General features: G+C 63.7%; 11 protein-coding genes. 4 read left to right on the plus strand and 7 right to left on the minus strand.

Annotation, left to right across the window (positions count from 1 at the left end; translation table 11 throughout):
• Positions 1 to 5 precede the first annotated feature (5 nt).
• Positions 6 to 710: a DUF4272 domain-containing protein gene (locus X750_RS143925; RefSeq protein ID WP_023705939.1), complete on the plus strand. Its 705-nt coding sequence runs from the start codon at positions 6 to 8 to the stop codon at positions 708 to 710.
• A 258-nt stretch (positions 711 to 968) separates the two neighbouring features.
• Here X750_RS143925 and X750_RS143920 read toward each other — a convergent pair whose 3' ends face one another.
• The gene (locus X750_RS143920) at positions 969 to 1,916 is read right to left on the minus strand and encodes a cation diffusion facilitator family transporter (RefSeq protein WP_023705938.1); all 948 of its coding nucleotides are present in this window, start codon (positions 1,914 to 1,916) and stop codon (positions 969 to 971) included.
• A gap of 6 nt (positions 1,917 to 1,922) precedes the next feature.
• The gene (locus X750_RS143915) at positions 1,923 to 4,112 is read right to left on the minus strand and encodes an anthranilate synthase (protein ID WP_023705937.1); all 2,190 of its coding nucleotides are present in this window, start codon (positions 4,110 to 4,112) and stop codon (positions 1,923 to 1,925) included.
• A 321-nt stretch (positions 4,113 to 4,433) separates the two neighbouring features.
• On the opposite strand from X750_RS143915, the gene X750_RS143910 reads away from it, so the two are divergent.
• A complete protein-coding gene (locus tag X750_RS143910) occupies positions 4,434 to 5,204 on the plus strand; it encodes an isocitrate lyase/phosphoenolpyruvate mutase family protein (protein WP_023748140.1) in 771 nt (256 codons plus the stop codon).
• A gap of 1 nt (position 5,205) precedes the next feature.
• Here the strand turns inward: X750_RS143910 and X750_RS143905 are convergent, their stop codons facing one another.
• From X750_RS143905 to X750_RS143890, 4 genes are all read right to left on the minus strand, one after another.
• Positions 5,206 to 6,261: a succinylglutamate desuccinylase/aspartoacylase family protein gene (locus X750_RS143905; RefSeq protein ID WP_023705935.1), complete on the minus strand. Its 1,056-nt coding sequence runs from the start codon at positions 6,259 to 6,261 to the stop codon at positions 5,206 to 5,208.
• Between the two features lie 91 nt (positions 6,262 to 6,352).
• Complete coding sequence (locus tag X750_RS143900) at positions 6,353 to 7,531, minus strand: MFS transporter (RefSeq protein WP_023733379.1); 1,179 nt, start codon at positions 7,529 to 7,531, stop codon at positions 6,353 to 6,355.
• Between the two features lie 115 nt (positions 7,532 to 7,646).
• Complete coding sequence (locus X750_RS143895; protein ID WP_023733378.1) at positions 7,647 to 9,038, minus strand: FAD-containing oxidoreductase; 1,392 nt, start codon at positions 9,036 to 9,038, stop codon at positions 7,647 to 7,649.
• Complete coding sequence (locus X750_RS143890) at positions 9,035 to 9,496, minus strand: membrane protein (protein ID WP_023695827.1); 462 nt, start codon at positions 9,494 to 9,496, stop codon at positions 9,035 to 9,037. Before X750_RS143890 ends, X750_RS143895 begins: the two co-directional genes overlap by 4 nt.
• A 154-nt stretch (positions 9,497 to 9,650) precedes the next feature.
• On the opposite strand from X750_RS143890, the gene X750_RS143885 reads away from it, so the two are divergent.
• On the plus strand, positions 9,651 to 10,208 hold the full coding sequence (locus X750_RS143885) for a sugar O-acetyltransferase (RefSeq protein ID WP_023695826.1): 558 nt from the start codon (positions 9,651 to 9,653) through the stop codon (positions 10,206 to 10,208).
• A 15-nt stretch (positions 10,209 to 10,223) separates the two neighbouring features.
• Here X750_RS143885 and X750_RS143880 read toward each other — a convergent pair whose 3' ends face one another.
• The gene (locus X750_RS143880; RefSeq protein WP_023733377.1) at positions 10,224 to 11,219 is read right to left on the minus strand and encodes a helix-turn-helix domain-containing protein; all 996 of its coding nucleotides are present in this window, start codon (positions 11,217 to 11,219) and stop codon (positions 10,224 to 10,226) included.
• 127 nt (positions 11,220 to 11,346) lie between these two features.
• On the opposite strand from X750_RS143880, the gene X750_RS143875 reads away from it, so the two are divergent.
• Positions 11,347 to 11,985, plus strand: coding sequence for an isochorismatase family protein (locus X750_RS143875; protein WP_023748141.1), 639 nt, complete (start codon positions 11,347 to 11,349; stop codon positions 11,983 to 11,985).
• Positions 11,986 to 12,281 lie beyond the last annotated feature (296 nt).

Raw genomic sequence — 12,281 nt, forward strand, 5'->3', positions numbered from 1 at the left:
TGAATATGATGCGTCGCAGCTTTCTTGGTTTTCTGACTTCCTTGGCTTTCATCGGTTCCGCCAACGCTGAAGGCGAGGCTGAGGCTCGCAAGGCGGCCTCAACAGCACAGTTGAAGAAGGAGGGCGTGCCGTTCATCGACCATTTGCCGACGATCGAAACCGAAGCCGAAAGTCGGCGACGAACGAAGGACGAGGTGGTTAAACGCGCCATCGCACTGGTGATCGTGGCCGTCACAGCGGAGACCAATGATCGAAATCTTTTAAGCAACTTGATCAGCCAGTTTGGAGCCGAAGGGTTTTTTACGCCCAAAGAGCAGGCGTTTGTCGGTAACCCCGTTGCAACCGAGCAAGATCGCGCAAATTTTAGCTGGCGCTATGAAGGGGCTTTCGTGATGTTGTGGGCGTTGCAAGTCTTCAAAAACCTTGGGCGTCCAGACAAGCCTTGCGATGTGTCGCGTATGGTTTCGGTGTTGCGTGACCTCGACACGGAAGGGCTGCTCAAGCGGGCCAATTTGCGCCCGCAAAGCGAGCTTCTCGATGCTGCCGATCTGATCTATCGGTACAATTGGGCTGTGATGGATGCGCGGGTGAATGGGAAAGCCGCGCCGGCAGGATTGGAACGAGACGTGGTTGTCGAACGTCATTACGTGCTCAATTGGCTGATTGGGTATATGGGGCAGGAATGGGATGACATCTCGACCGACACATGATGAGCCGATCGCAAGCGGGTGCTACCTTGGATCGGACTTCGCTTGCCGAGTTTGGATTTGACGAACTTAGACGGTTCGCCTGACTACGCTTTTGCCGAGGCCGAGCTGGCGCGCGCTTGAGCAGCAGGCGCTGCCCGATTTGGATGCAATCAACGCCTGGATGTAGCCATTGGCGAGCTACCCACATGGCGGTAATGGCGCAATCGATCCGGCGAGGTCGGCAGATCCTCGCCCGAGGATGATGCCCTGAGTTTTTCCTCAAGCAAACGGCACAGCAGTGGTGCCTTTCGGCAGCTTCGCCTCGTCGTCGGGCTCGACATGGATGGTGACGCGCACCGAGGGGATTTCGGCCTTCAGCGCGTCCTCGATGCGGTCGCAAATGACGTGGCTGGCGCCGACCGTCATGTCGGCGTCGACGACCAGGTGGAACTCGATGAAGGTGGCGCGGCCGGCGATGCGGGTCTTGAGGTCATGAACCTCCAGCGCGCCCTTGCAATTGGCCGAGATGATGTCGCGAATGTGCATGTGTTCGGTCGTGTCCACTGCGCGGTCCATCAGCCCGTTCATCGACGAGCCGATGACGTGCCAGCCCTGCCACAGGATGTTGAGCGCGACGATGACGGCAAGCGCCGGATCAAGGATCTGCCAACCGGTCAGGATAGCGCCGGCGAGGCCGCCGAAGACGCCGACCGAGGTCACGACGTCGGTCATGATGTGCCGGCCGTCGGCGACCAGCGCCGGTGATTTTGCGCTGCGCCCGGCGCGGATCAGCGTCCAGGCCCAGAAGGCGTTGATGACGGTGGCGACACCGTTGATCGCCAGGCCCTCCCAAGGTTGTTCGAGCGGGGTCGGCGTCTGCCAGGAGCGCCAGACCTCGTTGAGGATCAAAAGCGCGGCGAGCACGATCAGCACGCCTTCCAGCACCGCCGAAAAATACTCGGCCTTGTGGTGGCCGAACGGATGGTCCTGGTCGGCCGGCTTGTAGCTGACCAGGACCGCCCAATAGGCGGCGGCCGAGGCTATGACGTTGACGATCGACTCCAGCGCATCCGAATAGAGCGCAACGGAGCCGGTGACGTACCATGCGGCAAGCTTGAGCGCGAGCACCACGCAGGCGATGACAATCGACCAGAAGGCAAGGCTGGCGACCCTCTGCCTGGCCGCTGCCTTCGCTGCTATCGCCGCCATGTTGTCGGTTGCCGCCATCGTTTTCTAAGCGGCCTTTTCCTTGGCCTTGCGCGGCAAATGCGCAACGATGTTCTCGATGATGCGCATGCCGGCATTGTGGCCGAGCGTCATGATCGATTCCGGATGAAACTGCACCGCGGCGATGGGCTCCTTGCGGTGCTCGAAGGCCATGATGACGCCGTCCTCGGTCTCGGCGGTGACGATGAAATCGTCGGGCAGCCGCACCGGATCGGCAAAGATCGAGTGGTAGCGGCCGACGGTCACTTCCTTGGGAAGGCCGGAGAAGATGATTCCGGGTTTGGAGACGCGGATCCGCGACGGCTTGCCGTGCATCGGCACGTGCAACTGCCTGAGTTCGCCGCCATAGGCCTCGGCCAGCGCCTGCAGGCCAAGGCAGACGCCGAAGATCGGCAGGTCGCGGGCGCGGGCGTTCTTGATGGTCGCGGCGCAGTCGAAATCCTTCGGCGTGCCCGGTCCGGGCGACAGCACGACGAGATCGGGCTTCAGCCGTTCGAAGACTTCTTCCGGCACCGGCGAACGCACGGTCGAGACATTGGCACCGGTCTGGCGGAAATAGTTGGCCAGTGTGTGGACAAAGGAGTCTTCGTGGTCGACGAGCAGGATGTTGACGCCGTCGCCGACGCGCGCGGTGGTGCGTTCGGCGCCTGCGGCATTGCCCAATTTGGCGTCGCGAATGGCGGAGAGCATGGCGGATGCCTTCAGTTCGGTTTCGGCTTCTTCTTCCTCGGGGATGCTGTCGAAGAGCAATGTGGCGCCGGCTCGCACCTCGGCAATGCCGTCCTTGATGCGGATGGTGCGGAGCGTCAGGCCGGTGTTCATGTCGCCGTTGAAATTGACCATGCCGATGGCGCCGCCATACCAGGCACGCGGGCTCTTTTCGTTCTGCTCGATGAAGCGCATCGCCCACAGTTTCGGCGCACCGGTGACGGTGACCGCCCAGGCATGCGACAGGAAGGCGTCGAAGGCATCCATGCCTTCGCGCAGGCGCCCTTCGATGTGATCGACGGTGTGGATCAGGCGTGAATACATTTCGATCTGGCGGCGGCCGATGACGCGCACCGAGCCCGGATCGCAGACCCTGGACTTGTCGTTGCGGTCGACGTCCGAGCACATTGTCAGCTCGGATTCATCCTTCTTGGAGTTGAGCAGCTTCAGGATCTGCTCGCTATCGGAAATGGCGTCGTCGCCGCGCTTGATGGTGCCGGATATCGGGCAGGTCTCGACGCGGCGGCCATTGACGCGCACGAACATTTCGGGCGAGGCGCCGATCAGATACTCGTTTTCGCCGAGATTGATGAAGAAGGAATAGGGCGACGGGTTGATCGACTTCAGCTTGCGCGAGATTTCGGAAGGCTGCGTCTCGCAGCGTTCGTAGAACATCTGCCCGGGCACGACCTCGAACAGGTCGCCGCGCTTGAAACTGTCCATCGCCTTGCGCACCAGATTGGCGTATTCGCCCGGCTCATGGTCGCCGCGCGGCGGGATGCGGTCGGCGGTCTTGAACGGTTCGGCGATTTCGTCCCGCGGCAGCCCCTCGGTTGAAAAACCGTCGCCGGAATAGTCGTAGCGGTCGGTCCAGGCCTTGGTCGAATAATGGTCGACGACCAGGATCTCGTCAGGCAGGAACAGCACGAGATCGCGCTGGCTCTGTTTGCGCTCGAGCTTGTAGTCGACTGGATCGAACTGGAAGGCGAGGTCGTAACCGAAGGCGCCGTAAAGGCCGAGATTGGCGTCTTCATCGGTCTTGAACAAAGCGGTGATGGCGCGCAGCACAGTAAACACAGAGGGGACGCGGCTGCGCTCTTCCTCGGTGAAGACGCGGCCGGGCTTGGCGACATCGAGGCGGATCAGCTTTTTCGAGGTTTCAGCAATCGTCACCTCGGCAATGCCGGCCAGCGTCTTGCCGATCACCGGCAGCAGCACTTCGCCACGGCCGTTCAGCGCCTCGATGCGCATGGCGCGGCCACGCGCGGAAATCACCAGCGGCGGATCGATGATGGCCGTATCCCAGCGTGTGTAGCGGCCCGGATATTCGTAATTCGAGGAAAACACCGCACCACGGCGCGAGTTCAAGCCGTCGACATAAGCATCGATCGCACCGGCGTAAGGCTTGTCGTGGCGTTCGCGGGTGATGGTGACACCACCTGCGGTCACGAAGCTTTCCGCGCCGTTTTCCAGAGCCTTCATCGTCATTGCCGTCTCCATATGGCTTGTTGGGGCAACGGACCCGGGAATGGCTTTGAAAAAACAAATGGCCGCCCGGACATTCCGTTGCGGCCACCCTCTATTTTCACGCGCACGCGTTCGAACAGGCCGCTGTCAGCGAGCCCACCACCAAATGGTCTTGATCGAGCGCATGTTCATGGGCGAAATCCATAGCGGCGAAAAGCCGGATGCGCAACAGGTTTGAAAGGCCTGTTTGTGGCCGCCGCTTCTGCAGCCCATGGCACATCGCCAAGGCTTGGGGTCCTGCCTAGACTGTTCGTCCAACATCGGAAAGACGGGAAGACAGCAATGACCGAGCAGATCGAGCGCGCACGCACGTTCCATGCCCTTCATGTCAAGGGCAACCCGATCGTTCTCTACAATGCCTGGGATCCGGGCTCGGCCAAGATCGTCGAGAGGGCGGGCGCCAAGGCGATCGCCACCGGAAGCTGGCCGGTGGCAGCCGCCTTCGGCTATGCCGATGGCGAGAAAATCCCGCTGGAGCTAGCGCTGGACAACATCAAGCGCATCGTGGCGGCAGTCGACCTGCCCGTGGCCATGGACCTCGAAGGCGGCTACGGCGTCGAGCCGGAGACTGTCGCCCAGACGGTGACACGTGCCCTGCAGGCCGGCGCCATCGGTTTCAATTTCGAGGACCAGATCTTCGGCGGCGCCGGTCTGCACGACATCGCGGTACAGGTGAAGCGGATCGAGGCGGCAGCGGCGGCGGTGAAGGCTTCCGGCATTCCCGCCTACATCAACGCCCGTACCGACATTTTCCTCAAGGCCAAGACGGATGCGCATGACAGCGTGCTGCTCGACCAGGCCATCGAGCGGGCGCACGCTTATGAAAAGGCAGGAGCGAGCGGCTTCTTTGCGCCGGGACTCGGCGACGAGGGTCTGATCGAGGCGCTGTGCAAGGCGACGGCATTGCCGGTCAACATCATCGCGCTGGCGCATGTGCCGCCGCGCCAGCGCCTGGCCGAGCTTGGTGTTGCCCGTGTCAGCCACGGCCCGGTGCCGTACCGGCAAATGGCCGAATGGCTGGAGGCCAAGGCGCGGCTGGCGATTTCGGGTTAGCTCAGTCCTCCAGCGTGCCTGACCTCGCGTCGGCGCTCTTCTTGTCGCCGACCAGCTTCAAGAGATCCTCGCCGGCGCGGATGATGCGGCGCGAGCGGCGGGTCAGGATGACGCCGTCCTGCGGCGCCAGCACTTCGGTGCGGCCGCCGGCCTCGCCCGGTGTGTGGACGATGGTGGCGAGGCGCGCGCCCTTGGCGACGCGGTCGCCGGGCTTGACGTCGTAGAGGATGGCGCCGGCCCGGGGCGCCGGCATCATGTCGATGTTTTCGAGCGGCGCGACGAGGCCCTTGAACGGGCCGGGTTCGGGAAGGGCGGCGTCGGCGATCACGCCGCGCGCCGCCAGCAGCCGGTAGAGGCCTTCGGCATCGGAATTTGCCAGCGCGCCGTCGACATCCAGCATGCCACGGTATTCTACCGTAGTGGCAACGCGGCGGTCGAGCTTCGCCACGTTGGCGGGGACGTTCTGGTAGGGCATGATCGTGGCGCCCTCGAAGGTGCCGTCGGCGTCCTCGCTCCACAACACCACGGCGTCGATACCCATGGCGGCGGCGCAATCGGCCATCGCCGGCCACAGGCTGGCGTGGACGTAGAGATAGGCAAGGCCCTCGTCGTCGCAATGCAGGTCGAGCACGATGTCGTGGCCGAGCGACAGCTGCACCAGACGGGTCTTCAATCGCTGGTCGGGGGTGCCAAGCGTGGTGTCGGGCAAAAGCTTGGCGTCCGGTGCTGCGAGCAACGGAAAGCCGCGGTTGAAATTGTTGCGGGTGCCGAGATGAAAGCGGCCCTGGTGCTCGCCGAAATGATATTGCGCGCGGCCGATCGGATTGGCCCAGGGCACGACCGTGATGCTGCCCTTGATGCGGCCTTCCGCTTCGGCCTTGTTCAGCGCCGGCATCAGCGCGTCGATGGCGACGACACCAGGCAATTCACCGGCGTGGAGCGCTGCCTGCAGGTAGGCCGAAGGTGCTGCCTTGTCGGCGCCGGCGAAGCGGAACACCGGGAATTCGTAGGAAACGCCTTCGGTATCGCCGGCGATGCGTTCGATCGATTTCTGCATGGGATGCCTCCAGGATAAGAGGCAGAACACATGCACTTTTGCCGAAGGGCTGTCGATTGGTCCAGTTCGCGCCGCCATGGGCGCAATGGAATTATTCGGCGGCGGCCGGAACCGTCGTTATCGGCGCCGATCCTTCGAGCGCCTGCGAGACAACGGCTACGCTGACCGCCAGCAGGGCCAGCACCGCGCCGACCAGCGGCAAATGAGCATAGGAAACGCCGGCCGACAGAGCCACGCCGCCGATCCAGGCGCCGCTGGCATTGCCGATATTGAATGCGCCCTGGTTGAGCGTGGCGGCGAGGTTCGGCCCTTCCGAAGCCGTTTCGACGACGCGGATCTGCAGCGGCGGCACGACGACGAAGATCAGCAGTCCCCACAAGAAGACGACGCCGATGGCGACGCTGGCGATAGCGCCGAACTGCATGAAGCTGACAAACAGAACCGCCATTAAAAGCAGCGTGCCGATCACCGTCGGCATCAATTTCCAGTCGGCCAGCCGGCCGCCGATGATGTTGCCTATGGTCATGCCGGCGCCGAACAGCAGCAGGACCCAGGTGACCGCGGAGGTCGACAGGCCGGAGACATCGGTAAGGTAGGGCTTGATGTAGGTGAAGACGGCAAACAGGCTGGCCGAGGCCAGCGAGGCGATCAGCATGGCGAGCCAGACCTGCAGCTTGCCCAGCACGCGCAGTTCGCTGCGCAGGCCGCCGCCGCTCGGTTCGACGACATTGGATGGCACCAGCCAGGCGATGGCGGCAACAGAGATCAGGCCGATGCCGACGACGGCAAAGAAGGTGGAGCGCCAGCCGAAGGCTTCGCCAAGCGCGGTGCCGGCAGGAACGCCGAGAATGTTGGAGAGCGTCAATCCCGCGAACATCATCGCCATGGCGCTGGCGCGCTTGTTGCGCGGCACCAGGCTGGCGGCAACGACGGAACCGATGCCGAAAAAGGCGCCATGACCGAACGCGGTGAAGACGCGCGCGGCCATCAGGAGCCAGTAATTGGGCGCAATGGCGCAGAGCAGATTGCCGACGACGAACATCGCCGTCAGCGCGACCAACACCGGCTTGCGCGGCAGATGCGCGGTGGCCATGGCGACGATGGGTGCGCCGAAGACGACGCCCAGCGCATAGCCGGTAACCAGCAGGCCGGCCGAGGGGATCGACACGCCGAGATCGGCCGCAACCTCCGGCAACAGGCCCATGATGACGAATTCGGTGGTGCCGATGCAGAAGGACGCAATGGCAAGCGCAAGGATCGGCAAAGGCATGGAAAATCCAGACTGAATCGGTTCAATTCAGACTGAACGAGAAGCCTTGCCGCGCGCAATGCACATTGCTGCAACGCACCAATGCAGAAAGCGCTGAGCTTGACGCGGGGCTATGTCAGGCGAGCGGCTTCAGCTCCTGGGCGATGGTTGGCAACAGCTCCGAGACGTTGGGGTGGATATGCACGGCGCGCGCCAGCGTATCGACCGGCGCCTTGGCGTACATCAGGTCGAGCACGCAGTGCACCGCCTCGTCGCCGCCGGGGCCGAGCACGGAGCAGCCGAGGATTTGCCTGGTGTCGGCATCGACCAGGATTTTCATGAAACCTTGCGTCTCGCCCTTTTCGATGGCGCGGCCGACGCGGGTCATTGGCCGCTGGCCGACCAGCGCCTTGCGCCCGGATTTCTTCACCGCCGCCTCGGTCATGCCGCAGCGGCCGAGCGGCGGATCGATGTAGAGCGCATAGGCCTCGATGCGGTCGCTGACCTTGCGCGGATCGTCGTCGAGCAGATTGGCCGCGACGATCTCATAATCGTTGTAGGAGGTGTGGGTGAAGGCGCCCTTGCCGTTGCAGTCGCCCATTGCCCAGATGCCGGGCGCGCTGGTGCGCAGCTGGTCGTCGACGGTGACGAAGCCGCGCAGATCGACCGCGACGCCGGCCTTATCGAGGCCGAGATCGTCGGTGTTGGGGGTGCGGCCGAGTGCCAGAAGCACATGCGAGCCGACCGCCGGCGGCTTGCCGGATGAGAAGGTCACGGCGATGTCCTTGCCCTGTCTGGCAAAGCGGATGTCGTCGGCGCCGACATGGACTTCTATGGCTTCGTTTTCGAGGATCGACAGGATGGCCGCCGACACGTCCTCGTCCTCGCGGCCGGTCAGGCGCGAACTCTTCTCGATGACGGTGACTTCAGAGCCGAAGCGGCGAAACATCTGCGCGAATTCAAGAGAGATGTAGCTGCCGCCGACGACGATAAGATGGCGCGGCAAAACGTCGAGGTCCATCATCGAGGAGTTGGTGAGGTAGTCGACGTCGTTGACGCCGGGCAGGTCGGGCACCGAGGCGCGGCCGCCCGTGTTGAGGAAGATCTTTTCGGCGGTCAGAAGGTCGTCGCCGATACGCACGGTGTTGGCGGATTCGAAGCGGGCATGGCCGCGATAAAGCGTGCAGCCCTTCATGCCGGCGATCCACGTCTCCAGATTGCTGCGGGAGTCGTTTGTGACCTTGTCCTTGCGCGCCTTGATCCTCTTGTAGTTCACGCCGACAGGGCCTGAGAACGTCACGCCGTAGTCCGCGGCACGCCGCGCCAGATGCGCGGCATAGGCGCTGGCGACCATGGTCTTGGTCGGCATGCAGCCGGTGTTGACGCAGGTGCCGCCGACCAGCTTGCGCTCGATCAGCGCCACGCTCATGCCGGCTGACGTCAGCCGGCCGGCGAGAGGAGGGCCGGCCTGTCCGGCGCCGATGATGATGGCGTCGTATGTCTTGGCGTCTGAGGCTTGGGCAGTCATACCACCGCCGCCACGATCAGTAGGCCGCCGATGATCGCCACCGCGTCCTCGATGAGGGCGGCAGGCAAATCCTTGCCGAAGGCGGCGGCCAACCGGCCGCGCGCTTCGGCGCCGCCATAGGTGCCGATGACGGCGCCGATGGCGCCGGCAATCAGGCCGCCAATGGTGGAACCGGCGGTGGCGCCGATCACCGCGCCGCTGAAGGCGCCAAGCAGGATGCGGGCGCCGAATTGCTGCGGCACCTTGCGGCTCGGCGTCGAGGGCAGCTGGTCGGTGACCAGTTCGACGATGGCGAGGATGGTGAAGATACCGACGGCGGCCCAATGGCCCATGAAACTTGCCCAGGTGCCGGCCACCGGCAGCCAGCCGAGATACGCGCCCCAGGCGATCGCGGCCGGCGCGGTCATGGCGCGAAGACCGGCAATGACGCCGATCAGAAGTGCAAGCAAATAGAGCATGTCGATCCCCTCGAAAGCAGGCCCGGGACTGGCCCACGAGGGCAAGCTAGCATAGGTCCTACGTTTGACCAGAGTCGGCACTGGTGCTTCTTCCATCAGTGAGCATTGTACTTTGGTAAACAGTCGAACACGACGAAGGGACGGAGTCGCTGTGATGGCCGATAGCGAACGCACAAGGATGATTGCAGGCGAATGGTACACCTGCATCGACGACGAACTAGAGGCGCTGCGGGTGATCGCGCGCGATGCGGTGTTCGAGCATAATACGCTACCGCCCCAGCAACGCGGCAATATCGGTCCGGCGCTGTCGGTGCTGCTCGGCAGCACGGGCGAGGGCGGCCGCATTGAGGCGCCGTTCCACTGCGCCTACGGTTTCAACATCCATCTCGGCGACGGCGCCTTCCTCAATGCCGGCTGCACCATCCTCGACACCGCGCCGGTGCGTATCGGCAGGCGGACGCTTCTCGGCCCCAATGTGCAGATCTACTGCGCTGAGCACCACAAGGAGGCCGCGGGCCGTCAGGCGGGACTGGAGATTGCCCGGCCGGTCACCATTGGCAATGACGCCTGGATCGGCGGCAGCGCCATCATCCTCGGCGGCATCAGCATCGGCGATGGCGCCATAGTCGGCGCCGGCGCGGTGGTGACGCGCGACGTGCCTGACAACACCACAGTGGTCGGCAATCCGGCGCGGGCGGTCAAGCGGGGCTGAACTCGTCGTGGGCGGTCAGTATGAAGCCGTACGTGCTATGCGCTCGTCCGGACCGGCTCGCCGCGAGAATTCACGCCGGTATTGGGCCGGTGACGTCTTGAGCCGTGCGGCGAAATGCTGGCGCAGCGAGGTGGCGCTGCCGAAGCCGGCTTCGAAGGCCACCATGTCCATCGATTTTTCCGTCGCCTCCAGCAGCCGTTGCGCCAGTTCGGTGCGTTGGCCGGCCAACCATTCGCCAAAGCTGGTGCCGATCGATTTCTGGAAACGGCGGGTGAAAGTGCGCCGAGTCAGGCCCGCGGCCTCCGCGACGCGGTCGAGGTTGTGCGTTTGTCCGAGCGTTGCCCGCACCGTGTCCAGCGCCAGGGTGAAGCGGTCGGTGGCCGGGGTTTTCGCCAGCGGGCGCTCGATGAACTGCGCTTGCCCACCCTGCCGGTGCGGCGACAGCACGATGTGCCTGGCCAGCCGCAGCGCTACCTCTGCGCCATAGCGGGCGCGCACAATGTGCAGGCAGCAATCGAGCCCGGCGGCGACGCCGGCCGAGGTGACGATGTCGCCGTCGTCGACATAGAGCACGTCGGCGTCGACTTCGATGTCCGGGTATAATGTTTGCAGCCGGTCGGTGGAGGCCCAATGTGTCGTCGCACGCCGGCCCGCAAGCAGCCCGGCGGCGGCAATGGCGAAGGTGCCGAGACAGAGGCCGACGATCACCGCACCGCGCCGGTGCGCGTGGGTGAGCGCTGCCAGGAGCGGCGGCGGAAGTGGGGCCTCGAGATCCTTCCAGCTCGGAATGATGACGATGTCGGCATCGTCGAATGCGGAAAGGCCATACGGCACCGCGATGGTCAGCCCGGCATCGGTGTGGATCGCTCCATCGTCGAGCGCGCAGACGCGAAAGTCGAAACGCGGCAAGCCAAGCTTGGTGCGGTCGGTGCCGAACACCACGCACGGCACGGAGAGGTGGAACGGGCTGATGCCGTCAAAGGCGAGAACGGCAATGATCGGGTCGGCCATGCGTGTTTCCAGCAAGCGAAAAGCGAATTGTCCTAATTCTTTCGAATGATGTCAATCGGGCCACTTTTGGCAGTCGGGCGATCCGCCTATTTTCGACCTATCCCATTCAAGCCCGAAGGAGAACACCATGTCCGCCAATATCACGCCGCGCCGCGCGCTCATCGTCATCGATGTCCAGAACGATTATGATGGCGGCAACCTCGCCATCCAGTATCCGCCGTTCCGCGACAGCGTCGTCAATGTCGCGCGCGCTATGGATGCCGCCGCTGCGGCCGGCGTGAAGGTGGTGGTCGTCAAGCAGATGGCGCCCGAGACCTCGCCAGTCTTCGCCAAGGGCAGCCATGGCGGCGAACTGCATCCCGAGATCGCCCGGCGAAGCCGCGACCACTATGTCGAGAAGTCACTGCCTAGCGCCTTTGCCGGCACCGACCTCGAGGCGTGGCTGCGCGCCAATACCATCGATACGATAACGGTGATCGGCTACATGACGCATAATTGCGACCTGTCGAGCATCATCCACGCCGCGCATGTCGGCTTTGCGGTCGAGTTCCTGTCCGACGCCACCGGTTCGCTGCCTTACGCCAACAGCGCCGGCTACGCCTCGGCCGAGGAGATCCACCGCGTGGTGTCCATCATCCTGCAGTCGCGCTTTGCGGCCGTGCTCAAGACCGCCGAATGGATCGATTGCCTGAAGACCGGTGCTTTGCCCGAACGCGACACGCCCTATGCGTCCAACCAGCGCGCGCTGGCGCGCAACGCTGCATAGGCAAATTGCCGCGAAGGAACAGGGGCGCCGCAGTCTGCGGCGCCCTTTGGCGTTCCTGATCACGAACACCGGGGCATGGCCTCGTTTGGAAGTCTTTTCGGCTGGGCCCATTCACTTTCGGGATGATGAGCCGGCTAAACGCAAGAAACTCAGATCGGGCTCTATCTCAGGATGGGGAACTGGAGAACAGAGTGAAGTCTTTCACAGACGAAGGCCTCTCTCCGAGGAACGGTATATCTGGATCAAGGGGTGGGACGGGGTAGACTTCCCCGGGAGAAACAAGTGAAAGCGCGAAT

It is taken from the genome of Mesorhizobium sp. LNJC391B00 (genome assembly GCF_000502535.1).
In the GTDB taxonomy this organism is placed as follows: domain Bacteria; phylum Pseudomonadota; class Alphaproteobacteria; order Rhizobiales; family Rhizobiaceae; genus Mesorhizobium.

Excerpts from the sequence above, each read along its gene's own strand:
- X750_RS143925 (WP_023705939.1), top strand. The coding sequence starts at position 6 with ATGATGCGTCGCAGCTTTCTTGGTTTTCTGACTTCCTTGGCTTTCATC.
- X750_RS143920 (WP_023705938.1), bottom strand. The coding sequence starts at position 1,916 with ATGGCGGCAACCGACAACATGGCGGCGATAGCAGCGAAGGCAGCGGCC.
- X750_RS143915 (WP_023705937.1), bottom strand. The coding sequence starts at position 4,112 with ATGACGATGAAGGCTCTGGAAAACGGCGCGGAAAGCTTCGTGACCGCA.
- X750_RS143910 (WP_023748140.1), top strand. The coding sequence starts at position 4,434 with ATGACCGAGCAGATCGAGCGCGCACGCACGTTCCATGCCCTTCATGTC.
- X750_RS143905 (WP_023705935.1), bottom strand. The coding sequence starts at position 6,261 with ATGCAGAAATCGATCGAACGCATCGCCGGCGATACCGAAGGCGTTTCC.
- X750_RS143900 (WP_023733379.1), bottom strand. The coding sequence starts at position 7,531 with ATGCCTTTGCCGATCCTTGCGCTTGCCATTGCGTCCTTCTGCATCGGC.
- X750_RS143895 (WP_023733378.1), bottom strand. The coding sequence starts at position 9,038 with ATGACTGCCCAAGCCTCAGACGCCAAGACATACGACGCCATCATCATC.
- X750_RS143890 (WP_023695827.1), bottom strand. The coding sequence starts at position 9,496 with ATGCTCTATTTGCTTGCACTTCTGATCGGCGTCATTGCCGGTCTTCGC.
- X750_RS143885 (WP_023695826.1), top strand. The coding sequence starts at position 9,651 with ATGGCCGATAGCGAACGCACAAGGATGATTGCAGGCGAATGGTACACC.
- X750_RS143880 (WP_023733377.1), bottom strand. The coding sequence starts at position 11,219 with ATGGCCGACCCGATCATTGCCGTTCTCGCCTTTGACGGCATCAGCCCG.
- X750_RS143875 (WP_023748141.1), top strand. The coding sequence starts at position 11,347 with ATGTCCGCCAATATCACGCCGCGCCGCGCGCTCATCGTCATCGATGTC.